Here is a 25,475-nt window from a genome sequence, read left to right as displayed (position 1 = left end):
CTAATATGGAAAGTAATGATTCTTATTTAGAATATGCAAAAGCAAATAAGGATAAGTTTATTTCTCATATTATCAAAGGAAAATCCCCCGAAGTTGGACGAGACGCAGTCTTTATGGCAGGGAGTCCTGGGGCTGGAAAGTCAGAGGTTGCAATGGGGTTAGCTGAGAATTATGATAATCACGTGATTATTGATGCGGATTACTTTCGCACCCAGTTTCCTGATTATAATGGAAAAAACTCTAGTCTCTTTCAAAAAGCATCTTCTTGGTTGGTAGAGCAGGCATTTAAATATGTCTTGAATCAGGGGTACTCTTTTATTTTGGATGCAACTTTTGCTATATTAAGTGCTGAAAAAAATATTTCACGAGCGCTGAAAAATCATTTTCGAGTGACGATTTTCTATGTTTACCAAGATCCTAAAGTTGCTTGGAGTTTTACACAAAAACGTGAACTTGCGGAAGGACGTCATGTACCGAAAAAGGCATTCATTAACACGTTTTTCAAATCAAGAGAAAATATTGCAAAAGTAAAGAGTAAACATCCAGATGTGCTACTTCATATTATTATAAAAGATTATATAAATAACATTTCCGAAGTTCATTATGCTACGGATAATTTGGATTTGTTTTTGCCATTACAGTACGATAAGGAAGATTTGGAGGTTCAATTACATGACTGAGAAAGAACAAGTAACGAAAATTGTAAAAAAGTATAATAAGAGCATTGCGGATTTGTCGGAGAATGCTACTGCAAAAGAGTTCAAAACGGTGATTAAATATGCTGCCGATCAGGCCAATGAAAAACAACGGAAATTAGTTGGGTTAGATAAAAAATAGTAGGACAAATTAATAATGTATGAGCCAAGAGCAAAAAATGTTCTTGGCTTTTTTCTTTGCAATGAATGAGGTGATGTATGACATTTTTAGATTTATTCGCCGGGATTGGTGGTTTTCGCATAGGTATGGAACAAGCGGGTCACCAGTGTATCGGCTTTTGTGAAATTGATGAATTTGCTCGAAGGAGTTATAAGGCAATCCATAATACAAGTAAGGAGGTGGAGATGCATGACATCACAAGGGTATCAGATGAGTTTATTCAATCCCTCGGACCAGTGGACATCCTTTGCGGCGGATTTCCGTGCCAAGCTTTTTCAATTGCGGGAAAGCGGCAAGGATTTTCCGATACTCGAGGTACTTTATTCTTTGAAATCGCTCGGTTCGCCACTCTTCTCCGACCTAAGCTTTTATTCCTTGAGAATGTCCGAGGATTGCTCAATCACGAAAGAGGGGCTACGTTCGAGACGATCCTCCGAACGCTGGATGGATTGGGGTATGATGTGGAATGGCAGGTGCTTAACTCAAAGGCCTACGTTCCCCAAAGCCGCGAGCGGGTCTTCCTTATCGGACATTCTCGAAATGCATGTACCGAACAAGTATTTCCTATCATTGGATTGTCTCCAACATCTGATCAAAACATCCGAAACTTGGTGAATATCAATCCTTCCAATCGAGGAATGGGTGGACAAGTCTATGGTTCAGATGGCGTAGCGCCAACCTTAACAGGTGATGAAGGAATCAAAATCGCCTTACCAGTAAAGGATGGAATTTCTGTAGCCGGCAGGTTACCGGGAAATTTTGAACAAGGCAATCGGATTTATGAGGTAACCGGAACAGCTCCCACTTTGTCAACAAAACAAGGGGGAACGAAGATTATGATTCGGAAAAATGAAACAGAATATCAAGAGGTGAAGCCAGGGGACAGTGTGAACCTGGCTTTTCCTAATTCCACAAGTCGGCGAGGCCGTCTGGGAAAGCAAAGTGCGCATACCTTATTAACAGGAGACCAACAAGCAGTCGTCACAGATCAATCTCAGATTCGGAAACTTACGCCAAGGGAGTGCTGGCGTCTTCAGGGCTTTCCCGATTGGGCCTTTGACCGGGCCTCTCAAGTCAATTCAGATAGTCAGTTGTATAAACAGGCCGGAAACTCAGTAACTGTTCCGGTCATTTTTGATATTGCCAGAAGATTAAAGGAGGTGGATAGGCATGATTTATGATGAATTGATTGGGGAAATCTACTGGGTGATTGACAAGATTCAGTCTGATTCGGAACTGGAAGAAGAACTGTACCGGCTCAATTTTGATATTCGCAAAAATGGGGTGAAGGTCCCTGGTGATTCGTATGTACTGGACGAGGAAACGGATGCTCGTATTGAGCTGAGTCAAGTCATAAGTGAATTGGAACGGATTGCAGACCTTGCCAAAGAACCAGATATCCGCCAATACTTGTTTGAGATAAAAGCAGAATTGGAAATTGAGGGTATTACCGCGGAGTAACAGCCAAATATACCACTGATAGGCGCTGACCGCGGAGGATTTGCGGAGCAGAAATCCTCCGTGGTGCTGTGCCTGTTCATGGACGGCGCTAGCCGGCCATGATGTCTCACCCCCCGTATCTAACAGGGGGGTACAAAAACACAAAAAATAAGCGAGCAACGATTAAGAATGCTTGTTGTATCAAGGATGGTAAGTGATTTGTTTAGGTGTTAACTCATTTGAAAAAGTTAACACTTTGAATTTGGAGGTGAGAACTTGGCACAACGGAATTTAGATTATCGGTTATTAAAGGATCGACGCAATGAATATGGTGTTTCGCAAAATAAATTGGCTACGGCTTGTGGACTTAGCCGTCCGTATCTAAATCAGATAGAAAATGGTGGCGTAACTGCCTCTACAAAGACCATGAGGAAAATTTTTGATCAACTGGAAAGTTTCAATCCCGATTTACCTTTAACGTTACTGTTTGACTATGTAAGGATTCGTTTTCCCACAACGGATGCACGAAAAATTATTCAAGAAATTCTCCATTTAAAATTTGAGTATATGCTCCATGAAGATTACGCCTTTTATTCCTATCAGGAACAATATGTTATGGGAGATATTGTGGTAATGTTGTCTCACGAAAAAGATAAGGGCGTCCTTTTAGAATTAAAGGGTCGTGGGTGCCGGCAGTTTGAAACTTTTTTGCTCGCTCAAAAGCGTAGCTGGTACGACTTTTTCGAGGATTGTCTTAAAGCCGGTGGCGTGATGAAACGCTTGGATTTGGCAATCAATGATCGAGTCGGCTTATTGGATATTTCGAAGTTAACGAAAAAATGTCAGAAGGAAGAATGTATCTCCTTGTTCCGTACTTTTAAAAGCTATCGTTCAGGGAAACTTTTGAAAGCCGATGAAAAAGATGGCATGGGCAATACGTTATATATCGGTAGCCTCAAGAGTGAGGTTTATTTTTGTTTGTACGAAAAAGATTATGAGCAATATATCAAGTTAGGAATTCCATTAGACCAGACTGAAACGAAAAATCGCTTTGAAATTCGACTGAAAAATGATCGCGCCTATCATGCGATTCAAGATTTGTTAAAAGGTCGCAGCATTGAAAGTACCACATTTTCTATTATCAATCGTTATTTACGATTTGCGGATAAGGTGGAAGGAAAACGGCGAACCAACTGGCCTTTGAATGAACAATGGGGTCGTTTTATTGGGCGGAATCGTAAGGAAATTCAATTAACCTCTGAACCGAAACCTTATACCATTGACCGAACCTTAAACTGGTTAGGCCGACAAGTCGCACCTACATGGAAGATGGCCAAGGAATTGGATCGGTTGAATCAGACAACTTATATTCAAGATATGGTACACAATGCGCGCTTATCAGACCGGCATAAAAAGATTTTGGAGCAACAAAGTATGGCAATTGAAAACTTGATTATATGAAAAGAGAAATCGTAATGGTAATTGTAAAAGATACTTTATTGGTATTTGGTGGCAGTATGCTTGGTGTTACTGTGATCTGCTTGATGAATGCAAGTACAGCAGACCGAGCAATGGAAAAGAAAGGAAAGTAACGAGATGAATTTCGGACAAAATTTATATCAATGGTTTTTAACCAATGCCCAATCTTTAGTCTTACTAGCGATTGTTGTCATTGGTTTATTTTTAGGATTTAAGAGGGAGTTTTCCAAACTAATTGGTTTTTTAGTCATTGCTTTGATTGCGGTCGGACTGGTCTTCAACGCTTCTGGTGTGAAAGATGTCTTACTCAATTTGTTTAACCGAATTGTTGGTGCGTGATTTATAGCTATTTACTATCTAAAAATTCTGGGATAAACTGGTTCTATATCAGAGTTGAGAGGAAATACTTGTATGGAAAAAAATCCCAAAGTTTTTATATCCTATTCCCATGATGACATGGAGCACAAATTATGGGTTAAGGAATTAGCTGCTCAATTAAGAAGTCATGGTGTGGATATTATTCTAGATCAGTGGGACTTAAGGCTCGGCAATGACCTAGCTTTTTTTATGGAGCAGGGATTGAATAAGTCCCAAATGGTACTTTGTATTTGTTCAGAACTATATGTAAAGAAAGCGAACGATAGAACAGGTGGGACGGGTTATGAGAGTACCATAATAACTCAACCATTATTATCGAAAGCTAATTCAGACCATATTATTTGCATTGTAAGGAATAATCCTAATAAAAGTATTCCCACTTCATTAACATCAAAACTATATATTGACTTTTCAAATGATAATGACTATTTTGGATGTTATCAAGAGTTACTTGAAAGAATTTATGATGTAGACCTGACAAAGAAGCCTGAACTGGGTGAAAATCCATTCAGTCAAACAAATGCACAGGAAATTTTAGTACAAACTGAATTGGAATCAATTAAATATTTAAAATCAAATTTGTCAGATATAGTTACTTTTAATTTTACAAATAATGATGGGAAATTTACCATCGGTTGTGGTTCATATGAGTTTGTTACTAGTTGGAGTAAAGCAGGTGCAAATTCAATATACGCTTATAGAGACTCAGTTTTAAAACTGGGGTATATTGAATCAAATTTAGAGTATCCTAAAAAAGATGATTTAGACAAATTTGACTATACTAGCCGTGCAAGGAAAATAAATAAAAATGAAGTTTTTATTTTGATGAATAGACATGGAAACTTTGCTGCAATAAAAGTGGTAAATGTTAATGATAATCTAGTGACATTTGAATATAAGATATATTGCTAAAAGGCTGGAAAGTATTTCAGCTTTTTTATTTTGTCACAAATACAGAAAAGGAAGTATTAAAATGGAACAGATGCGTGTTTATATTGCGAACCTTGGAAAATACAATGAAGGTGAGTTGGTGGGGGGCATGGTTTACCCCACCTGTCGATTTTGATGAAGTGAAAGAACGGATTGGATTATATGACGAATACGAAGAGTACGCAATTCATGATTATGAACTGCCGTTTGAAATTGATGAGTATACACCAATTGAAGAAATTAATCGGTTGTGTGGTTTAGCGGAGGAGCTTGAAGGAACTCCGATTGGTGAAGTTGCTTCTGAGATTCAACACGCTTTCTTCAATTCTTTCGAGGAAATGGTAGAGCATGTGGATGATATTGTCTATTATCCAGACTGCGATGATACGAGTGATGTAGCGTATTTTTTGATTGTAGAAGTTGGTGATTTTGGTGAAGTACCGGAACACTTGAAGACGTATATCGATTTTGATGCGTGTGGTCGAGATTTGGAGATAGGAGGAAACTATTTGATTACGAGTCGAGGAGTTTTTGAGTATACAATATAAAGATATACGCCATTCAAATTGAATGGCGTATATCTCAATTTATTAATGGGAGTTTATCAGTGTTAGAAAGTGCCCAAACAATTGCGTTACCAGCTAAAGTAACAACTTTTGGATGTTTTTCGAGAAACTCAGAAAATCGTTCTAAAACGTTAGGTTTAAAATCTTTTGTTTCAATGATTTCGAAAAGTTCTTTTCCCACTCGCTGGTCTTCAGGTGGTAAAGCATCAATATAATCTTTTAAATCCTCTAGAGAAGTATTCCAGTTGTTTGTGACAGTATTGTTGTTTCCAAACGTTGCTCCTCTATAGTCACCTGAAGAGTTAAAGTTAAAGGTATTTGTTGTCTGAATCGACTGATTATTTTTTTCTGAAGGATGAATTTTCTCAGCTCCAGCTTCTGTCAGTTCGACGTTATCAGTCCAAATGATGGGGGTCATTTTGGTTTTTGTTATAGACGCACCCCGAATATAGTCAGACTTTGTTGCGCTTTCTAATAATGATGCGAATTCTTGTTGGGACAGCTCCAATAAGTTTGATGTAACAGTAGTTCCGTCATAAATGAACTTTAAAAGTTGATTTAACTTCTTTTCTTTGGTTAGATAGTCCATACTAAACTCCTCCAGTTAAGTATTATTAGTTGTGTTATTACTACCAAAACTTGCACCCTTTTGATCCCCGCCATAGATATTGTAGATGTTACTAATGCTTGTATCAGATGCGTCTTTTTTTGGATAGGGGGTATCTAGTACGTCGTATCCTTCTGTAGTAACCCTTGCAAATTGTGATAAAAAGAGATGAGGTTTGTTGCTAGCATATTTAATAGCAATTCCTTTAACTAAATTTGAATCAATAGCATATTTAATTAAGTCGAAGTAGTCAATTTCTCGAACACGATAGTTTGGAGTTCTTAAATCATCGTCTTGATCGTCTAATCGTTTGAGAAATATCTGGAGTTGCTTATATCGATTCTCACGATTCATTCTAATAGGCTTATTCGATTCACTGATTTGCTCAATCAAGGCATATCCTTTATCTGTGATTATTGCCTGACTAGCATCTATATTTGGACCGCTGTAATAATGTTCAATTTTTAGATTATGAACTAATTCTTTAGAAATAATATACTGATAAAGTTCTGCGTCAGATTCAGAAATATCAGCATTTGTGAGTATATCTGCTTCATTTTGGATTTTCAATAATAGCTCATATAATTTAAGATTAAGCTCTTCTTGTTTCAAACCAATCTACCTCCTAACTCCCTTTAATTATAACAGAATTTTCAACATGGATAATAATATATTTGGAGATGATTCAATGAAAAAAATAAAAAGCTATACCAGTATCTGGGCAGTTGAAAAAGTCATTTATGCAATCAATGACTTTCAGCTGCCTTTTCCTGTGACCTTTAATCAGATGGCTTGGTTTGTTTTGTCCTTGCTGTTTGTCATTGTATTTGCCCATGTTCCTCCACTGTCTATGATAGAGGGGGCCTTTTTAAAATATTTGGGCATACCGGTGGCGGTTACTTGGTTCATGTCGCAAAAGACGTTTGACGGTAAGAAACCATTGGGATTTTTACGATCCTTTATCAGCTATCACTTACGAGTTAAGGTCACTTTTGCAGGAAAGAAAGTCAAAGAACAAAAGAAACGATGGGATGAACCCATTACTCTTGTAAGGAGTGTGAATTATGTACCCGATTAAGTATATCGAAAATAATCTTGTCTTTAACCAAGAAGGTGAGTGTTTTGCCTACTACGAGTTAGTGCCTTATAACTATTCCTTCTTATCACCTGAACAGAAGTATCAAGTGCATGATAACTTTCGCCAATTAATTGCTCAGAACAGAGAAGGTAAGATCCATGCCTTACAAATTGCCACAGAAAGTAGTATTCGCGCCACACAAGAACGATCGAAGAAGGAAATTACAGGTAGACTCAAAGAAGTCGCGAAACAACGAATTGATTTACAGACAGATGCATTAATATCTATGATTGGTGATAGTCAGATTGATTATCGCTTTTTTATTGGTTTCAAACTGATTGCTACTGATGAAGAGGTCAATCTAAATAGTCTCAAGAAATCTTTCTTTTCTAGCTTTCAAGAGTTTGTCTATGGGGTGAATCATCATTTAATGGGCGATTTCGTTTCCTTATCCAATGAAGAAATTCGCCGCTATTCTAAGCTTGAAAAACTAATGGAAAGTAAGTTAGCTCGGAGATTTAAAGTCAGACGATTAACACCAAGTGATCTGACGTATTTGATTGAACATATCTATGGTGAAAAGGGCACACCATTTGAAGAATATGAATTTCAGCTACCAAAGAAAAAGATGAAATCAGAAACGCTGGTGAAACGTTACGACTTATTACGTCCCAGTCATTGTTTGATTGAAGAAAAGCCTCGATACTTACGCATGGAACATGAGAATCATGAATCGTATGTAGCATATCTAACAATCAATACGATTGTAGGGGAGATGGAGTTTCCTTCTTCGGAACTTTTCTATTACCAGCAACAACAATTCACTTTTCCGATTGATACTTCAATGAATATAGAGATTGTCACCAATAAAAAGGCACTTGCTACCGTTCGCAATAAGAAAAAGGAATTAAAAGATTTAGATAATCATGCGTATCAATCCGACAATGAAACGAATTCTAATGTTTTAGATGCGTTGGATTCCGTAGATGAGTTGGAAACCACTTTGGATCAATCGAAAGAATCCATGTATAAACTGAGTTATGTGGTTCGAGTGAGTGCTGAATCAGTGGATGAGTTAAAGCGCCGTTGTGATGAGGTTCTAGATTTTTATGATGATACCAATGTAAAACTAGTCCGGCCCTTTGGCGATATGATGGGCTTACATGAAGAGTTTTTACCTTCAAGTAAACGCTATATGAATGATTATATCCAGTATGTTACGTCTGACTTTTTGGCGGGACTTGGATTTGGAGCTACACAGATGCTAGGAGAATTGGAAGGAATTTACTTTGGCTACAATGTAGATACGGGTCGTAATGTTTATCTCAAGCCGGCTTTGGCTTCACAAGGAGTCAAGGGTTCAGTTACCAATGCGCTAGCTGCCGCTTTCCTTGGTTCACTAGGTGGTGGGAAATCCTTTAGTAATAATCTCCTAGTTTACTATGCTGTTTTGTTTGGTGGGCAAGCTGTGATTGTCGATCCAAAAGGCGAGCGAGGTGGCTGGAAAGAAACCTTGCCAGAAATTACGGATGAAATCAATATTCTCAACTTAACTAGTAATCCAGAAAACCAAGGTCTGCTTGATCCTTATGTGATTATGAAGAAAAAGAAGGACTCGGAAAGTCTAGCGATTGATATTCTAACCTTTCTAACAGGAATTTCCAGTCGAGATGGCGAGAAGTTTCCAGTGTTGCGCAAGGCCATTCGAACCGTTACTCAAAGTGAGCAACGAGGATTGCTGCAAGTCATTAATGAGCTTCGAAAAGAGAGCTCACCAGTTGCGGAAAATATCGCGGATCATATTGAATCTTTTACCGATTATGATTTTGCCCATTTGCTTTTCTCAGATGGTTCGATTACCCAGTCAATCAGTTTAGACAAGCAGTTGAATATCATTCAAGTGGCGGATCTAGTTTTACCAGATGCAGAAACGACTTTTGAAGAATACACCACCATGGAATTACTGAGTGTTTCTATGCTAATCGTTATTTCGACTTTTGCCTTGGACTTTATCCATAGTAATCGAGAAATTTTCAAGATTGTGGACCTGGATGAGGCTTGGAGTTTTCTTCAAGTAGCGCAAGGAAAGACTTTATCGAATAAGCTCGTTCGTGCTGGTCGGGCCATGAACGCCGGTGTTTATTTTGTCACGCAAAACAGTGATGATTTATTGGATGAACGCTTGAAGAATAATATCGGGTTGAAGTTTGCTTTTCGTAGTACCGATACTCATGAAATCAAGAAAACGTTGGAATTCTTTGGGTTGGATCAGGAGGATGAAAGCAATCAAAAACGTCTGCGAGATTTGGAAAATGGTCAATGCTTTATGCAAGATTTGTATGGTCGAGTAGGTGTGGTCCAAGTTCACCCAGTCTTTGAAGAACTTTTCCATGCCTTTGATACGCGTCCGCCGGTTCAAGAGAGAATGGAGTGAGGGGATGAAAAAGAAACTTTTTCGGATTGTGGGAGTGATCGCAATCAGTCTCTGTGTCATATTATTTCTTCTCAGTCTGATTGGAACGGTAGCCGAGGCAACAGGACTGGTTGATGATGCAGTTGAAGCGGGAAATTTATATTCCCAATATTCACTGAACAACTATCAACTAGATTTCTTTGTGGATAGCTCTTGGGATTGGCTGCCTTGGAATTGGGGTGATGGCTTAGGCAAGAGCGTGATGTATGGTCTTTATGCCATTACCAATTTTATTTGGACGGTAAGTCTGTATTTATCGAACGCAACGGGATATGTAGTTCAAGAAGCCTATAAGCTGGATTTCATTTCAGATACGGCTGAAAGTATTGGGAAAAACATTCAGACATTAGCAGGTATTACCGAAATTGGACTACAGACCTCGGGATTTTACTTTGGGTTTCTATTATTGATGATTTTAGCTTTAGGAGTTTATGTGGCGTATACCGGATTATTAAAACGAGAAACCACCAAAGCAGTTAGAGCCGTGATTAATTTTGTGATGATTTTTCTACTTTCTGGTTCCTTTATCGCTTATGCGCCCACCTATATCACAAAAATCAATGACTTTAGCTCAGATGTTAGTGAAGCAGCGCTTAGTCTTGGAACAGAGATCGTCGTACCAAATTCAGAAAGCAAAGGAAAAGATAGTGTCGATTTGATTCGGGATAGCTTGTTTTCCATTCAAGTCCAACAACCTTGGTTACTATTACAATTCGATGATTCCAATATAGGAGAAATTGGCGAAGGCCGAGTCAATAAGATACTATCTGTGAGTCCGGATGAAAACAAAGGGAAGGATCGAGAAGAAGCGGTCAAGGCCGAGATTGAAGACAATGACAATGCGAATTTAAGTATTACCAAGACCATGAACCGCTTAGGGACCGTGGTCTTTTTGGTGTTGTTCAATCTTGGGATTTCCTTTTTTGTCTTTCTTCTGACAGGGATTATGTTGTTTTCACAAATTCTCTTCATTATCTTTGCGATGTTTTTGCCGATTAGTTTCTTATTGTCCATGTTGCCGACTTATGAGAGTTTGGGCAAAAAGGCGATTATTCGCTTATTTAATACGATTATGATGCGAGCGGGAGTGACATTAGTCATTACGACTGCTTTTAGTATTTCTACTATGTTTTTCAATATTTCCGCTACTTATCCCTTCTTTATGGTAGCATTTCTGCAAATTGTGACCTTTGCCGGTATCTATTTCAAATTGGGTGACATTATGAGCATGTTCAATCTTCAAAGTAATGACAGTCAGTCAATGGGAAGACGGGTGATGCGAAGACCGCAAATGTTAATGAACCGAAAGTTACGGCAACTCAATCGAAATGTGGGTCGAACTTTGGCTTTAGGTGGTGGTGCAGCAGTTGGGAATAAGTTGGCAAAGGAACAATCAAAATCCAAATTTAAGCCATCCGGTTCCTCTCTACGAAAGAACTCACGATTACCTAACGATCAAGAGGTATCGCCTGTCTCAACTAAGGAAAATCCAACTTCAAATAATAAGAAACAGTCCCGAATGAATTTAGCTGGGAGAAAAATAGGCAAAGTTTTGGATAACCAAGCTTTGGTGAAAGATAAGTCAAAACAAGTAAAAGATCAGGTAAGGAATATGCCAACGAACTTGAAATACAATCTCCATAAAGGTGTAGAAATGACGAAAAAAGCACCGGAAGAATTTAAGCGTGGATTGGTTCAAGAAAAAGCAAATCGAGCGGAGTTGCGAGAAAAGCAACGACAACGAAGAAATGCGAAAATGGACGAAAAACGCAAGATACTGAGTGAAGCAACAAATCGTCAGGGAAAAAGAAGGGCGAATATTCCAATAGATAAAGCAGCTCAACCTCAGAAAGATATGACGCAGAAAAAAGAAGCCCCAAAGCGGATTGTGAGAGCAAATCCGAATCCCGAAATCAAACGAAAACTAACTAGTCACGAGATCATTTCAAAAGGGAAAATCCAATCATCAAGTAAGAAAAATTCTTTCCAACAAGTGAAACAGCGGTCCACTCTGCCAAAGCGGATCAATCAAAAAGTACAAAAAAGAATGACCCATCGTCCAAAATCAAGGTCAGGTGAGAAAAAATGAACTTGAAGAAATTGGGTATTATTTCGTTAACTTTTCTGACCATCTCTTTGATGGGTATTTTGATGTGTGTGGGTTTGTTGTTTGGTGAAGACAGTGAGGGAAGTGGTAGTTCTGGCACCTCTCCTGGCGGAATTAGTGTTTCAGAAGAAGTATTGAAACATCGCTCAATGGTAGAAAAATATGCCAAAGAATCAGACATATTAGATTATGTCCCAATTCTTTTGGCGATTATTCAAGTGGAATCTGGTGGCACAATGGAAGATGTCATGCAAAGTTCTGAGTCAGCCGGCTTACCACCGAATTCATTAAGTACCGAGGCATCCATTAAACAAGGGTGTCTCTATTTTGCGTCTTTAGTTAAGCGCTCCAAAGAGCTGGGGTGTGATCAAGATAGTATCATTCAGGCCTATAACTATGGCGGTGGGTATTTGGATCATGTTGCGAAAAACGGGAAGAAGCATAGTTTCGCTTTAGCTGAATCATTTTCAAAGGAAAAATCGAGCGGCCAAAAAGTTGATTATCCAAATCCCATCGCGATTAAAGAAAATGGTGGGTGGCGCTATAACTATGGCAATATGTTTTATTGCTTATTGGTGAAGCAATACCTAACTACAACACAGTTTGATGATAAAACTGTTCAAGGGATTTTTGATGAGGCGTTTAAGTATGAAGGAACGGCTTATGTATTTGGTGGCTCAAGTCCAGAAACGGGATTTGATTGTAGTGGTTTGACCCAATGGTGTTATGCCAAAGTTGGTTTGAAACTCCCTCGGGTCGCTCAGGAACAGTATGATGTTATGACTCATATTAATTTAAAAGATGCCAAACCGGGTGATTTGATTTTCTTTCATTCAACCTATGATGCCGGTACTTATGTGACTCATGTGGGTATTTACGCAGGAGAGAATCGTATGTTTCATGCAGGAGATCGTGCGAGACGTTCCTAACTGAAAAGGTTAGGCAGTTACAACCTCGCAAAAACAAAAGTTGTAACGAGAACTGATAATTCGAAAAGTCGAATGACGGAGTAACGCCCTGAAAGGCTTTAGCTAAAACTGCGACAGGCGATAAATTATTAAGGATTTCATGGTCTGGAGCTCGCAGAAGTCGACTGAGAAGACGCCCTAATCGTATTTTGAGAATACGAAAGGAAATGCGAACTAGAGGTAGTCGAGTGTCCGATAGGTCGGGCTTCCATAAAATACTCATGGTAAGAATGTGCGAAAAGCACTGACGAAATTCTGAATGTACGTGTCTACACCGCGAAGTTGTCTAACGGCAGCTACTACAAATCGTAGGGTTTGTGGGGTGGAGTAAAACTGGTCACTATGAAACTCCCTATATCGTTACAGGCGATATCAAGCAAACAGGCACAGAGGGATTGCCTAAAAGTATGATGTACGGATAGAATTATCGGAACGTCGTAAGCTGAAAACACGGATACGCTTATTCGTAAATGAAGTGTTTGTAAGGAAAAGCTTTGACTATAACTTACATTAATTTCAGTGAAAGTGGTGGCACAGTACCTACGAAACAGTGATAACAAGCTGTGGAGGGATAGCCACTAGTCAACAGTAATTCAATCTATTTGACTGTTCATGAATTAGGTTCGGGTAAGACTAAGATAGGAAAACTTCATTATTACGGAAGGAACCAACTAATGACAGTCAAAGTTAGTAACAAAAAGGCACTGAGGTTCAATGAGTATTACGATACTCAGAAAATTCAAGACGAACTCTATCAATTATCTGCCGAAGGCAGTCATGTGTTTAGAGATTTAATGAGCTATATCACACAAGAAGAAAATATTTTATTGGCTTATCGAAATATCAAAAGCAATAAAGGCAGTAAAACTGCTGGAACAAATAAAAGAACGATTATTGATGTTGGTGAAGAAAACCCATATCAATTAGTTCAATACGTTCAAAATCGATTTAACAACTTTCAACCTCACTCCATCAGAAGAGTCGAGATTCCAAAGCCAAATGGTAAAACCAGACCGCTAGGAATCCCAACAATTGAGGATAGATTAGTACAGCAATGCATAAAGCAGATCCTTGAACCAATTTTGGAAGCAAAATTCCATAAGCATTCTTATGGATTTCGACCAGAAAGAAGTTCGCACCATGCCATAGCGATATTTCAGCAATGGACATTTAAAGGATTTCACTATGTAGTGGACATTGATATTAAGGGCTTCTTTGACAATGTAAATCATGGAAAATTGCTTAAGCAACTCTGGACAATGAAAATTCGAGACAAGACATTTATTTCAATATTGTCGAGAATGCTTAAGGCAGAGGTAAAAGGCATTGGAAAATCAACCAAAGGAACCCCACAAGGTGGTATTCTTTCTCCTCTTTTAGCTAATGTGGTGCTAAACGAATTAGATTGGTGGATAGATAGTCAGTGGGACGGATTTCCAACCAAAAGAAAATACAGTAGTCTGCTGAGTAAAACTCAATCAATAAGAAAGTATTCAAACTTGAAAGAAATCAAAATTGTCCGTTACGCAGATGATTTCAAAATCATGTGCAAAGATTATCATACTGCCCAGAAAATTTTCCTCGCAACAAAACAATGGTTAAAAGTACGACTTGATTTAGACATAAGTCCTGAAAAGTCAAAAGTAACTAATCTGAGAAAAAATTATTCTGACTTTCTAGGATTCAAGTTGAAAGTGAAAAAAGGAAAAGCAAACGGATATACCAATCGAAGCCGAATGTGTGATAAGGCAAAGATTAATGCGGTAGATAAACTAAAGAACAATATCAAAACAATCGCCGCTAATCCAACTGTAGATAATGTCAATAAGTACAACTCTGTTGTTCTAGGTTTGCATAACTATTATAAAATTGCGACTCTGGTCAACTTAGATTTTGTAGATATTGCTTTCACAGTAAATAAAAGTCTTGATTGTCGAACCAAAAATATTCGCAATAAGCACGGAACGCTAACCAGTACCTATCAAAAATTCTATAAACAATATAACTGGAAGAAACGATTCATAGCGAACATGATTTTATTTCCAATAGCCGGGATAAAATTTACAATGCCAAGAATCTTTCCGAAGGACTGGAATCGATATACGCCTGAAGGTAGGCTGTTTATTCATCAAAGATTAAAGATGGATATGCATACCGTTTATTACCTGCTGGAAAATTCCAATCCGAATAAGTCTGTAGAATTTAACGATAATCGAATCTCTCTGTTCATAGCCCAACAAGGAAAATGTCATGTTAGTGGTGAAAATTTATCAAAAGATAATATGGAAGTTCATCACATTAAGCCGTTATCACTTGGTGGGAATGATAACTATAAGAATCTTGTGATTGTTACAAAAGAAACACACAAATTGATTCATGCGACTAAAAGAGAAACGATAGTTCATTATTTACCTTTGGTATTAAAAAAGGAAAGATCATTGGAAAAGCTGAATAAATTACGTGCTTTAGCTGGGAATAGTGAAATAGAAATGAATTACTGTTGATGGAACGCCGTGTGAGGGGAAACTCTCATGCACGGTGTGAAGCGGGGGAAAAGATGGAGATAACCTCAAAGTCTTACCTATCGCTATCAGTAGGCTGGACGAATCTAACGGAAAGTTATTGGCAGCAGCATCTTATCGGTGCTGGACGGTACAAATAAGAGAAAAGAGGAAAAATAATGAAGATCAAAATTGAACGGAATCGAAAGGAAAAGCCCCCAAAAAAGAAGAGAGAACGAGTGGTATCCGTGGGCAAGCATCGAAAACTGGTGCTTGCCCTTTGGCTTTTATTGTCTTGTAGCCTTGCTTTTGGAATCTATAAAAACTTCACCTCCATTGATCAACACACGACTCATGAAAAAGTGATTGTAAAAGAGAAGATAGTAAATACTTCTGGGATTGAAAGTTTTACGAAGGATTTTTCGAAAGAATATTTTTCATGGAAGAATAATAAGGAAGTAATTGAAAAGAGAATGAATACTCTTGAGCAGTACCTTACAGAAGAAGGAATTACTTTAAGTCAAGATATGGTTCGAACAGATATTCCTACTAGTTCTGAAGTTCAATCAGTAAAAATTCTAGACGTTGAAAAATATTCGGAAGAATTTGTCGTCTCATTTTTAGTGGAGCAAAAGATTACAGAAGGTAAAAAGACACAATCAATTTCTTCTGCTTATCGAGTGACGATCTTTGAAGATGAAAATGGGAATCATATTGTGACGAGTTTGCCTACCATGATTGCAAAACCTGATAAAGCAAAGTACGAGGCAAAACAAGTAGAAAGTGATTCGGAAATTGATGCCAAAACAACAGAAGAAATCACTGAGTTTTTAGAGACGTTCTTTAAATTATATCCATCAGCTTCAGAAAAAGAACTTGCATATTATATAGAGAAAGATGTGATGCGACCAATCAATAGTAATCATAAATTTATTGAATTAGTTCTCCCTGTTTATCACCAAAATATTAATGAGACCCAAGTAAGTGTTGGTGTTAAATATCTTGATGATCTGTCGAAAACAACTAATATTTTTCAGTATAGATTAAAATTACACAAAAGTGGGAATTGGATTATTGGCAATTACGAATAAAAAAATTATCTGAAAGTAATTCAAATGTTTATTAGTGGGATTATTTTTGAACTATGCATAAACCTTGATAAATAAAATCAAAATCAGTATTACCTAAACAAATTTTTTTTAGATCCACTCTATATTGGTGTAAAGAAGGTAATTGAAAAGAGAATGAGTAAACTCGACCATTACCTTAAGTATGACGATGTCTTAAAACCACTACTTTCCAGCCTCTTATTGCTGTACAACTCTTTCTATTTGAATATAGTGGCTTGAGAAATTAGTAATTTATCTCCTATTTGCAAACTAAAGAATGATTATCTATTTTTTTACAATTGGTAAAAAAGCAGATAAAAACCACTTGTTTAATCCTGTATTCTTGAGGAAAGGTGAGGTATGAAAGAAAAAATTAAAATGCATTCAATGAGGAGTTATTAATTATGAAAAAAATGTTCAAGACACTACTAGCAACTACATTATTAGCCACAAGCACTTTAGGAGCTAAATCTGCATTTGCTGCGAACCCCGAACCAGGGACAGCAGAAACTCCAGTTACTGCTGATTTAGAATTAAAAGATGCTGGAACAGTTACTCCACCTATTAATCCCACTGATCCGGATAATCCAGGTGAAGATATTACTCCTATCACCGGGCATTTTGGGATCGCGTATCTTCCTAAGCCATTAAATGCAACTTCGAAACTAGAAGCTACGGGTGAACAAAAAATCGCCTTAAGTAATGGTGTCGGTGTAGACAAATTCAATGTTGGAGTCAGAGATACGTTACGTAAAATGAATAAATGGGAACTGTCAGTTCAACTTGCATGGGCTGGTGCAAATGCTTCATACATGAATGGAACAACTATTACGGGTGAAAACGGAGTAGCTACAGAAAACATTAATGGTAATTTACAAGCTCTTAAAGATGGAGAAGTTACTACAAATGCAGCGAGTCTTACTATTAGCAATACGCCTACAGTTGTATTGGAGACCGTTGATGGAAAACAAACAAACGGAACTTACAACTATGGGTTCGAAAAAGCATCATTGGTAATTCCAGCAACTGAAAAGGTACCTTCAGGATCTTATACAGGAACGGTTACATGGAACTTAGCTGTAACACCAGCGACACCATAACACACTTCAACCTCACCCTACCCCCAATCCTTTATCTATTGAAGGAAAACAATTTGTTTTCCTTCTAAACTATTCTTATTTCTTTGTTTAAAGATCAGAAATAAGAATAGTTTAGAAAGAAAAATAGCAATGATAGGGAGGAAAATGAAGTTAATGAAACGATTACTACTAACGATCGTTCTTTTATTGAATTTGAATTTTATTATGAATGATACTGCTTATGCAGAAGAAACTTCTGAAAAATCAGCAGGTGGTTATACAATTGAAGGAATACCTAATTCTCATCAAATAGATCCTGATTCAGGATATTTTGATTTAGCCGAATCTCCTGGTGAAAAAGATCAATTAAAGATAAAAATAGTGAATGAATCAAATCATGAAAAGAAAATGTCAATAACAGTAACCAATGGAAACACTAATTCAAACGGTTTAGTAGATTATACAGGGGAATTAAAGGATCATTCTTCATTAATAAATCCACTTAAATCCATATTGAAAGCAACCGAGGATACGGTGATAGTCTCTCCAAACAGTGAAAAAGAAGTAATATTAGATTTAACTATGCCAGAGGAACAATTTGATGGGATTATTCTTGGTGGAATCCAATTTTCTGACATAACGAATGCATCGGATAAGAACCAAAAAACTTCTATTGAAAATAAATATGTATACACGTTAGGTGTTGTGATTAAGAATGATCCCAAAACAGAAACTTATAAAAATATTTCTGTAGTATTAGAAGATGTGCAATCTAAATTATCTTACGGTAGGAAAATAGTACAAGCAAATTTATTAAATGAAAATCCCTATATTTTAGGAAAGGCGACAGTTGAAGGAACAATTGTCGATGAAAAAACAAATAAAATTGTTCAAGAACAGCAAAAAGAAAATGTATCAATTGCACCTCATTCGATATATCCCTTTCAGTTCGATTGGAAAAAAGAAGAAATCAAACCTGGAAATTACATTTTCAAAGGGAAGGCTGAAACAAAAGACAATAAATGGGAGTTTACAAAAAAATTTACAATTACTAAGAAACAAGCGAACACGCTGAATAAAAACACCGTATTTAAAGTCTCTATTCCTTATTGGCTACAAATTTGTTCGGTCGTTTTTTCCATGTTAATGGTTATCTCAAGCGGTTGGTTAATTTATCGTAAGCATAAAAGAGGGGTGTCTTAATATGAAGCGTAATAAGTTAGTAAAGATAAAAGCCTGCGTTCTTTGCATAATATGCATGGTAGCATTCTTCGAGAGTTCACCTATGCATGCAGCCGAAAGTGATAACGCATTTTTAAATCAACAAACAAAAATAGAAATCGTTGTACAAAAGGGAATTTCTCCTGGTGTGTTGCCTGGAGGCAAGGAACCAGATGGCACAAACCAAAAGGAGTTTTCGGTTTCTAAACAAATAAGTTATCAATCTGCAAGGGCAGCCTTTCTACCAAAAACGGGATCTACTAGGAATAATTGGATTTTAATTGGAATGCTGCTTTTAGCAACTGTATTTCTGTATATAAAATTCAATAAAAGAAAGACGGAGGCATCATGATGTACCTTATTCCTATACTCCTTATAGCATCAGGCATCGTTTTTTTACTATTGAACATTTTCTATTTCTTAAGTGATTATAAAAAAGTTACTCTAAAACAATTCAAAAGGAAAAAATTGATTGTTAACTGGTTTGCTTTGATCAGTTCCTTTACATTGACTTTGTTAGGTGTTGTTTACTTTTTTATTATTTACGGTCAATTACAAAAGTAAGGAGTGATTAGCAAAGATGCGATTAAAGAAGATTTTATGTATGGCAACAGTATTAACTATATCAGGTGGCTATATTTTTGTAGCACAAGCTGATATGGCACAAGGGGATGAATCAAGTGACTTAAGCCATAAGATAGAAAAAACTGAATACTCTCAACCATTAGAAACAGAGATTAGTAAACAGTTAACAGAAGCTTCTTCAATAGATCAACCAAGTCAATCGACAGAAAGCATCAGTCAAGAGTCAAGTTCAGAAAGTGTTTCAAGTAGTCAAGAAGCATTCACGAAGAATAAAGAAGAAGCTGATAACGGAGCTACACACGAAAGCACTACGAACGAGGAAACCACCGAAACAAGCTTTAATTCCTCAGAAGAAAAACAAATAAATGAAAAAAGCCAAGATGGATGGACGTATGATGTGCGAGGTGGTTTTGCATATATCACTGGTTCAACTTTAAGTGGTAATGTTGAGGTACCTAGTACTTTAGGTGGAAACCCTATCCGATTTAACAACTTGGATTCATCCATTTTTTCTAATTATAATAAGATAACTGATTTAAAGATAAGCGCTCCTTTTTATGCTGATGATGTATCTTTCAAGAACTGGACGAATCTAGAAACTGTAGAAATAAATTTAATTAGTATAAGCAGTACTTCTACAAGTGGGATGTTTGATGGACTGGTAAAATTAAAAAAAGTAGACTTATACGATTTTGATACTTCTAACATAACGAATATGAGCAGAATGTTTGCCGGAGCTGCTACTTTAAATATCTTAGATGTTTCGAAGTTTGACACTTCTAACGTAACAAATATGCAAGGAATGTTTAATGGAGTAAATAATATTAATAGCTTGAACGTATCAAATTGGGATACTTCTAATGTAACGAACATGCAATCGATGTTCCAGTCTACAATTAATCTTACTAATATAGACGTATCAAACTGGAATACGTCAAAAGTCACTAATATGGTAAGCATGTTTAAATCTTCAGGGTTAAGGAGGTTTGATGCATCGAACTGGGATACGTCAAAAGTTACCAGTATGAGAGAGATGTTTTCAAGTATGCTTTCAGTCACTAGTATAAATCTATCTACTTGGGACACCTCGAATGTTAGAGATATGGGCAACATGTTTTATTTTTCTAAATACCTCAACGATCTAGATGTTTCGAATTGGAATACGTCAAATGTGAGGGAAATATCTAACATGTTTAGTACTACATCTCTTTCTAATTTAGATGTTTCGAAATGGAATACCTCTAGTATGACTCATACAATTGGCGCTTTTTCTCATATTTATGGACTTACTAGTCTAGACGTATCAAACTGGGATGTGTCAAAGGTTACCAACATGGAGCATATGTTTAGAAATACCCCCCTTACTAGTATGGATTTATCAAACTGGGATACGTCAAAGGTTACCCATATGTTCAGCATGTTTGCCGATTGCGTTAATCTAAATAATTTAGATATATCGAACTGGGATATTACTAGTGTTGTCAAGATGGACGATATGTTTTACAATTGTCCCAATCTTACTATATTAGACCTCTCGAATTGGGATACCTCCAGTGTTACCAGTATGATAGGTATGTTCAGTCTACCATATGATGATCCTGAAAGGGTGTTGATTGTTCAAACGAATGATCAAAAATTATTAACCTATAAGTATAAGGGGGATAAACGAATACCTGGGGGACCTAATTTTGAACTTAAGGATGGAGAATTTCCAGATGGAACAACTATTACCAAACCTTACTTTTCAAAAGTTGCTATGACTCCTGTGGAATATACGAATAAGATTAAGTTATCCTCTTTGGAAGAATTTGTCAGAACCAATGAACCTACTGCGGATTTGTTTGATTTTGTAAATTGGACGAACTTATCAGGCAAAAATATCGAACAGGTTACCAATATTTTGGATGAACTAAATACAACCTATACTGCCAATTGGCAACGTAAAGTGGTTCCTAATATTCCTGATGGCAGTAAAGAACCAGATAATGTGAATCCTGATAGTGCTTTAGGAATAGCTTACTATCCGACAGGAATATCAGTTCCGAAAACTAAGTTAAATCAGTTTGGAGAACAATCTATTCCGATTCAAACAAACAGTGTACACCTTGGTGTAAAAGATCTATCCGGTGCCTCTTCTTGGACACTAAGAGCTCAATTACAATGGGATAAACCAGGTTTATATGGCAGTTCTATCCGAAGTGACAATACTGGGAAAGTATTCAGAAATGAAAATAATGGAACGGATTCCTTTACTGACAACGATTTAAAGAGTACAACGGAAGTAACAGGTGAAAAACTTCCTACAATTAATGAGACTGGAACACTAATTATGAGTGCTACAGCTAACAAAAGAAGTGGAGTATATGATTATTCTTTGGGAAATCTAACTTTATTCATCCCAGAAGCAAAATATATTGAAGCGGATCAATACAACGGAGTTATCCGATGGGACTTGGTTTCAGCACCGTAATAAATAGCTGAAAAGGTCAAGAATATTTCCAGTTATATTCATCATTTGATAATCCTGTTAAGGCAATATAGGAACACTTAAAGTTGAATTGAATTCTACTTTAGGTGTTCTTATTTAGTAGATTAATAATTTTGTTCTGAGTTTATTAATGATATGAATGGAAGCTGCTTACTATAATTATATAAGGAACAAATGAAATGTTTTTCCTTAGAAAATAAGCTAAGAATTATTTCTGTTCCGTCAGTTTATGGAGTAAGGTTTCAATATATACGGAGGTCTTAGATGCTATTTGTTCTGGGAAAAAATAATGAAAATAAAATAGAGATTTGTAAGATGATACTCTTTCTCAAAGATACTGAAGCGCGTTCTCTAAAAAATATTAGTGAACAATTGACAGTTACTACAGTAACTGTAAGAAACTTAATTAAAGAGATCAATGAAGATTTTTTGGGGAATCTCCTTATTGAAATAAGAAATAATATGGTCAGTTTGAAAGAAAGTAAATTTTCTATTGAAGAAATAGTTAGCTTTTACTGTCTTAATGATATCGGTTTTAAAACTTTGGAAAGTTTACTTATAAGAACTAATGTCTATACAGTTCATAGGCTTGCTCAGACTTTATTTGTCAGTATACCCCAAGTATATAGGATAATTAAATCTCTTAATGAACATCTAGTGCCTTATCGTATTTCTATTATTCTTGATGAAGTGATTCAGTTAAAAGGAACTGAAAAATCAATAAAAAACTTATTCTATGAGTTAATCTCCTTATCAAATAATTTAAGCGAAAATCTATATATGTTTCCTAAAAAAAGTTTGTTGAGAAGACAAGTGAACATTATTTTTGGTCAGTATAGTATAATTTCTAGTTCCTTCAATACTATATGCTTCGGTAATTGGATTTTAACATGCTTAAATTGGAGATATATTTTAAGAAAAAGGAACATCATCATTATAGAGGAAAAAGGCTGTGAATGTTATCCATTTTTCTTAGATGAAGAATTTATGGAAATAGGCAACACCGTAATGAAAAATTTGGGGCAAAAAAATTCTTCCGAGAAAGAGATTAAGGAATTGTATCTGGGGTTTGCTAATCTTGTACTAAAGTTTACTTCACCTACAGATGCTCTATTTTTTCAAGATAAGTTTATCGACCATCATTCAATAAACTACAAATTAAAAGCTTTTGTAACTTCTGTGAAGAAATTGATAGTTGATACAGGTCATCAAGAGGATAAATTATTCCCTATAGATTCATACGTATTGTTTATTTTGAATTATATACCCTATTTTTTTGTTTCATGGAAAAAGAATTTAGACTTGCATCAGTATGTCTATGGAGTGACACCTGCGAATTATGAGAAGATGGACCATTTATGCACAAATTATTTATCGATAGACGATGATTTTGTGAAGGATGTTTATATACGACATTTTTGTGTAATGATTGAATACTATAATCTATGCAACGCTAACGATGTATTAACAAATAAGAAATTTGTCTATGAATCCGTTTTGGGAATGGATACTGAAAATATTATGTTAGCTAAGATAATTTCTTTATTTGATATTAGTGATGATCACTTTGATCATAATTTAGAATATGTTCACATTGTTGATGATATTCGATTAATTAAGGATCCACATAAAAAATATATTCTTTTACAGGACTTTTTAAATTATATCAATGATCTCTTTTGAATTTATATACGTTATTTTGAATTACACAAGTATGACGACTAGGCTTGTAAGAACCATGGAACTTTCTAATCATCAAAAGTTTTTTTCTATATATCGTAAATTCAAATATATTTTGAGAAAATTATTTCTGTTTTGACGCAATGATTGTCGAATCGGTGAGAGCCAGTAAAATTTTAGAATAAAAATTTATGATTTTTCATGTGAGATTTGAGTTCAAGAATCACCCACTATGGTTTATGTAGATAGTAATACTTTGATATAGATTTTGATGTAACGTGAATATTAGTGAATCCTCTATGGAAATTTATTTACGTATTTAGATTCTTGATATCCCGGTTATCTCCTCATTTAATATTAAAGGAGCGATTGAGCATGCAAGAGAGGTATGGTCAATTAATTGTTATTGACACAACAATTCAAGATGGGTATAAAAAATGTTGTTGTATTTGTGACTGTGGGCAAGAAACAGTCGTGTACCTATCTAATCTTCAATCAGGGCGAACAAAAAGTTGTGGCTGTGGGAATATAAAAAATAGACTTAAATATAAGGACTTAACAAATAAAAAATTTGGTGAGCTTATCGCGTTGAATCCTACAGGTGAACGCAGTGAAGGAACTATTGTATGGAATTGTTTTTGCTCATGTGGGAATGAAATATTAGTTTCTTCAAAACGATTGCAGCGTGGAGAAATCAGTAGTTGCGGCTGTCTGAAGAAAAAGAGATTTCATATAAAGAATAAAAAATTTTATAACTTGACTGTTGTTGAATCCTTAACAAACGTATTGAATTGGAAAACTAAATGGAAGTGTAAATGTAAATGTGGTCAAATTTGCGAAGTCAGTTACGGCAACCTTTTATCTGGGCATACGAAAAGTTGTGGTTGCTTGAAAAAAATTGAAAAAAGAACTTGTGACGAAGGTACAATTGTTGAGTGTTTGAAGTCAAAGTTGGCGAAAAACAATACTAGTGGTGTAAAGGGTGTTTATCGCTGTAGGGGAAAGTGGATTGCTTATATCACATTCCGGGGAGAACGCTATCATCTTGGCTCTTATGATGATTTGGCTAAAGCTGCATCGGCAAGAAAGGTGGCGGAAGATCAATTCTTTTTACCTCTGCTAAAAAAGCATTCCTTTGAAAACTCTTTTCGTGGTCCAGTTTGTTCATAGTAGTGTAAGAAAAAGGATAAATATAGATTTTCGTCTTGCAAAAGATCGAACGTGTCTAAAGTGAACATGTTGATGAAGAATAGGAGGATAATATAATGTGGCAATCTAACCTTAGATATCTATTAAAAAAGAAGACTTCTGGAGATATTCTACTTCAAGTATATTCAAATAAACTTTTGAGAGATCTAGATACGCTTATTGAAAATATTTCCTCAACTAATCTCAAGTTAACAATTGCAAAGATTAATGGATAAATGGAAAAAGCAAACTTATTATTTTTCTTTTTAGATTTAAAAGAGGAGGAAAATTTAACGAGTAATAGGATCATAGAATTAATAGAAAATGGATATCAAGACACTTTTTATGAAAAGATATCTTTTGACAACCATCTACGAATAGTTGTTCATTGCTTGAGATAGTGGAGTGATAATTATGTATCTTGGGATATTAACTTGTTATAGTATGCAATGATGAAAAGAAGAATTACAGAGGAAGAATTAACGTCTAAACACACCAGAGTGATTTAATACTTTAAAAGTATTAAAAATCAGGCTGAAGTGTTAACAAACAAAGTAAATAGTAATAACTTTAAAAATATACTTATGCAATTACAAATTTTGGATCTAAAATGCCAAGTAATTTTGAACCATATTGCGGATCTGCATAATAGAATCGGTATGATGAAAAATTTTTGAATCATTTACCAGACTATATTTTAGGAATCTTGAAGGACAAGTACA

General features: G+C 36.0%; 22 protein-coding genes and 1 pseudogene. 21 read left to right on the top strand and 2 right to left on the bottom strand.

Annotation, left to right across the window (positions count from 1 at the left end):
• The first annotated feature begins 5 nt into the window (after positions 1 to 5).
• From ACI3E5_RS08990 to ACI3E5_RS08950, 9 genes and pseudogenes are all read left to right on the top strand, one after another.
• Positions 6 to 680 (top strand): zeta toxin family protein, encoded by a 675-nt coding sequence (locus tag ACI3E5_RS08990; RefSeq protein ID WP_498821433.1) that lies wholly within the window; start codon positions 6 to 8, stop codon positions 678 to 680.
• Positions 673 to 837, top strand: a complete 165-nt coding sequence (locus ACI3E5_RS08985) for a hypothetical protein (protein ID WP_498821435.1) — start codon at positions 673 to 675, stop codon at positions 835 to 837. Before ACI3E5_RS08990 ends, ACI3E5_RS08985 begins: the two co-directional genes overlap by 8 nt.
• 77 nt (positions 838 to 914) lie before the next feature.
• The gene (locus ACI3E5_RS08980; protein ID WP_498821436.1) at positions 915 to 2,057 is read left to right on the top strand and encodes a DNA cytosine methyltransferase; all 1,143 of its coding nucleotides are present in this window, start codon (positions 915 to 917) and stop codon (positions 2,055 to 2,057) included.
• On the top strand, positions 2,047 to 2,337 hold the full coding sequence (locus tag ACI3E5_RS08975) for a hypothetical protein (protein ID WP_498821438.1): 291 nt from the start codon (positions 2,047 to 2,049) through the stop codon (positions 2,335 to 2,337). Before ACI3E5_RS08980 ends, ACI3E5_RS08975 begins: the two co-directional genes overlap by 11 nt.
• A 255-nt stretch (positions 2,338 to 2,592) precedes the next feature.
• On the top strand, positions 2,593 to 3,777 hold the full coding sequence (mobT, locus tag ACI3E5_RS08970) for a MobT family relaxase (RefSeq protein WP_498821439.1): 1,185 nt from the start codon (positions 2,593 to 2,595) through the stop codon (positions 3,775 to 3,777).
• Positions 3,774 to 3,908 (top strand): DUF3789 domain-containing protein, encoded by a 135-nt coding sequence (locus ACI3E5_RS08965; protein ID WP_498855863.1) that lies wholly within the window; start codon positions 3,774 to 3,776, stop codon positions 3,906 to 3,908. Before mobT ends, ACI3E5_RS08965 begins: the two co-directional genes overlap by 4 nt.
• 4 nt (positions 3,909 to 3,912) lie before the next feature.
• Positions 3,913 to 4,134 carry a hypothetical protein gene (locus ACI3E5_RS08960; protein ID WP_002298822.1) on the top strand — a complete coding sequence of 74 codons (222 nt, stop codon included), beginning with the start codon at positions 3,913 to 3,915 and terminating at the stop codon, positions 4,132 to 4,134.
• Positions 4,135 to 4,206: 72 nt separating this feature from the next.
• Positions 4,207 to 5,085, top strand: a complete 879-nt coding sequence (locus ACI3E5_RS08955; RefSeq protein ID WP_498821443.1) for a toll/interleukin-1 receptor domain-containing protein — start codon at positions 4,207 to 4,209, stop codon at positions 5,083 to 5,085.
• Between the two features lie 61 nt (positions 5,086 to 5,146).
• Positions 5,147 to 5,651 (top strand): annotated as a pseudogene (locus tag ACI3E5_RS08950) (antirestriction protein ArdA).
• A 34-nt stretch (positions 5,652 to 5,685) separates the two neighbouring features.
• Here the strand turns inward: ACI3E5_RS08950 and ACI3E5_RS08945 are convergent.
• Together ACI3E5_RS08945 and ACI3E5_RS08940 are read right to left on the bottom strand one after the other, a co-directional pair.
• Entirely contained in the window at positions 5,686 to 6,258 is a 573-nt protein-coding gene (locus ACI3E5_RS08945; protein WP_498821447.1) for a hypothetical protein, read from the bottom strand.
• A 15-nt stretch (positions 6,259 to 6,273) separates the two neighbouring features.
• Positions 6,274 to 6,888 (bottom strand): hypothetical protein, encoded by a 615-nt coding sequence (locus tag ACI3E5_RS08940; protein WP_498821449.1) that lies wholly within the window; start codon positions 6,886 to 6,888, stop codon positions 6,274 to 6,276.
• A 76-nt stretch (positions 6,889 to 6,964) separates the two neighbouring features.
• Here ACI3E5_RS08940 and ACI3E5_RS08935 point away from each other — a divergent pair, with 76 nt between their 5' ends.
• The 12 genes from ACI3E5_RS08935 (at position 6,965) to ACI3E5_RS08880 (ending at position 24,735) form a co-directional block, all read left to right on the top strand.
• Complete coding sequence (locus ACI3E5_RS08935; protein WP_498821451.1) at positions 6,965 to 7,354, top strand: conjugal transfer protein; 390 nt, start codon at positions 6,965 to 6,967, stop codon at positions 7,352 to 7,354.
• The gene (tcpF, locus tag ACI3E5_RS08930; RefSeq protein WP_498855865.1) at positions 7,338 to 9,788 is read left to right on the top strand and encodes a conjugal transfer ATPase TcpF; all 2,451 of its coding nucleotides are present in this window, start codon (positions 7,338 to 7,340) and stop codon (positions 9,786 to 9,788) included. The genes ACI3E5_RS08935 and tcpF overlap by 17 nt, the downstream gene beginning before the upstream one ends.
• A 4-nt stretch (positions 9,789 to 9,792) precedes the next feature.
• Complete coding sequence (locus tag ACI3E5_RS08925) at positions 9,793 to 11,916, top strand: FUSC family protein (RefSeq protein WP_498821454.1); 2,124 nt, start codon at positions 9,793 to 9,795, stop codon at positions 11,914 to 11,916.
• A complete protein-coding gene (locus ACI3E5_RS08920) occupies positions 11,913 to 12,863 on the top strand; it encodes a bifunctional lytic transglycosylase/C40 family peptidase (protein ID WP_498821456.1) in 951 nt (316 codons plus the stop codon). Before ACI3E5_RS08925 ends, ACI3E5_RS08920 begins: the two co-directional genes overlap by 4 nt.
• Before the next feature lie 713 nt (positions 12,864 to 13,576).
• Complete coding sequence (gene ltrA / locus ACI3E5_RS08915) at positions 13,577 to 15,406, top strand: group II intron reverse transcriptase/maturase (protein ID WP_002335621.1); 1,830 nt, start codon at positions 13,577 to 13,579, stop codon at positions 15,404 to 15,406.
• Between the two features lie 176 nt (positions 15,407 to 15,582).
• On the top strand, positions 15,583 to 16,494 hold the full coding sequence (locus ACI3E5_RS08910; protein ID WP_498821459.1) for a conjugal transfer protein: 912 nt from the start codon (positions 15,583 to 15,585) through the stop codon (positions 16,492 to 16,494).
• A gap of 422 nt (positions 16,495 to 16,916) precedes the next feature.
• On the top strand, positions 16,917 to 17,612 hold the full coding sequence (locus ACI3E5_RS08905; protein ID WP_498821461.1) for a WxL domain-containing protein: 696 nt from the start codon (positions 16,917 to 16,919) through the stop codon (positions 17,610 to 17,612).
• A 153-nt stretch (positions 17,613 to 17,765) separates the two neighbouring features.
• Positions 17,766 to 18,794 (top strand): WxLIP family cell surface protein, encoded by a 1,029-nt coding sequence (locus ACI3E5_RS08900; protein ID WP_498821463.1) that lies wholly within the window; start codon positions 17,766 to 17,768, stop codon positions 18,792 to 18,794.
• Between the two features lies 1 nt (position 18,795).
• Entirely contained in the window at positions 18,796 to 19,164 is a 369-nt protein-coding gene (locus ACI3E5_RS08895; protein WP_498821465.1) for an LPXTG cell wall anchor domain-containing protein, read from the top strand.
• 252 nt (positions 19,165 to 19,416) lie between these two features.
• Positions 19,417 to 21,867 (top strand): BspA family leucine-rich repeat surface protein, encoded by a 2,451-nt coding sequence (locus ACI3E5_RS08890; protein WP_498821467.1) that lies wholly within the window; start codon positions 19,417 to 19,419, stop codon positions 21,865 to 21,867.
• Between the two features lie 282 nt (positions 21,868 to 22,149).
• The gene (locus tag ACI3E5_RS08885; RefSeq protein WP_498821468.1) at positions 22,150 to 23,568 is read left to right on the top strand and encodes a helix-turn-helix domain-containing protein; all 1,419 of its coding nucleotides are present in this window, start codon (positions 22,150 to 22,152) and stop codon (positions 23,566 to 23,568) included.
• A gap of 372 nt (positions 23,569 to 23,940) precedes the next feature.
• Complete coding sequence (locus ACI3E5_RS08880) at positions 23,941 to 24,735, top strand: hypothetical protein (RefSeq protein ID WP_498821469.1); 795 nt, start codon at positions 23,941 to 23,943, stop codon at positions 24,733 to 24,735.
• The last annotated feature ends 740 nt before the right edge of the window (positions 24,736 to 25,475 follow it).

This window comes from Candidatus Enterococcus avicola (assembly GCF_047470845.1).
GTDB lineage: Bacteria > Bacillota > Bacilli > Lactobacillales > Enterococcaceae > Enterococcus_D > Enterococcus_D casseliflavus.
The sequence above is the reverse complement of the archived record's forward strand: the minus strand, read 5'-3'. Positions and strand labels throughout refer to the sequence as shown.

Bases quoted from the DNA above. Each gene is read 5' to 3' on its own strand.
- ltrA (WP_002335621.1), top strand. From the start codon at position 13,577: ATGACAGTCAAAGTTAGTAACAAAAAGGCACTGAGGTTCAATGAGTAT.
- ACI3E5_RS08890 (WP_498821467.1), top strand. From the start codon at position 19,417: ATGGCAACAGTATTAACTATATCAGGTGGCTATATTTTTGTAGCACAA.
- ACI3E5_RS08895 (WP_498821465.1), top strand. From the start codon at position 18,796: ATGAAGCGTAATAAGTTAGTAAAGATAAAAGCCTGCGTTCTTTGCATA.
- ACI3E5_RS08960 (WP_002298822.1), top strand. From the start codon at position 3,913: ATGAATTTCGGACAAAATTTATATCAATGGTTTTTAACCAATGCCCAA.
- ACI3E5_RS08920 (WP_498821456.1), top strand. From the start codon at position 11,913: ATGAACTTGAAGAAATTGGGTATTATTTCGTTAACTTTTCTGACCATC.
- ACI3E5_RS08885 (WP_498821468.1), top strand. From the start codon at position 22,150: ATGCTATTTGTTCTGGGAAAAAATAATGAAAATAAAATAGAGATTTGT.
- ACI3E5_RS08910 (WP_498821459.1), top strand. From the start codon at position 15,583: ATGAAGATCAAAATTGAACGGAATCGAAAGGAAAAGCCCCCAAAAAAG.
- ACI3E5_RS08925 (WP_498821454.1), top strand. From the start codon at position 9,793: ATGAAAAAGAAACTTTTTCGGATTGTGGGAGTGATCGCAATCAGTCTC.
- ACI3E5_RS08880 (WP_498821469.1), top strand. From the start codon at position 23,941: ATGCAAGAGAGGTATGGTCAATTAATTGTTATTGACACAACAATTCAA.
- ACI3E5_RS08945 (WP_498821447.1), bottom strand. From the start codon at position 6,258: ATGGACTATCTAACCAAAGAAAAGAAGTTAAATCAACTTTTAAAGTTC.
- ACI3E5_RS08900 (WP_498821463.1), top strand. From the start codon at position 17,766: ATGAAACGATTACTACTAACGATCGTTCTTTTATTGAATTTGAATTTT.
- ACI3E5_RS08985 (WP_498821435.1), top strand. From the start codon at position 673: ATGACTGAGAAAGAACAAGTAACGAAAATTGTAAAAAAGTATAATAAG.
- ACI3E5_RS08905 (WP_498821461.1), top strand. From the start codon at position 16,917: ATGAAAAAAATGTTCAAGACACTACTAGCAACTACATTATTAGCCACA.
- ACI3E5_RS08955 (WP_498821443.1), top strand. From the start codon at position 4,207: ATGGAAAAAAATCCCAAAGTTTTTATATCCTATTCCCATGATGACATG.
- ACI3E5_RS08935 (WP_498821451.1), top strand. From the start codon at position 6,965: ATGAAAAAAATAAAAAGCTATACCAGTATCTGGGCAGTTGAAAAAGTC.
- ACI3E5_RS08965 (WP_498855863.1), top strand. From the start codon at position 3,774: ATGAAAAGAGAAATCGTAATGGTAATTGTAAAAGATACTTTATTGGTA.
- ACI3E5_RS08990 (WP_498821433.1), top strand. From the start codon at position 6: ATGGAAAGTAATGATTCTTATTTAGAATATGCAAAAGCAAATAAGGAT.
- ACI3E5_RS08980 (WP_498821436.1), top strand. From the start codon at position 915: ATGACATTTTTAGATTTATTCGCCGGGATTGGTGGTTTTCGCATAGGT.
- ACI3E5_RS08975 (WP_498821438.1), top strand. From the start codon at position 2,047: ATGATTTATGATGAATTGATTGGGGAAATCTACTGGGTGATTGACAAG.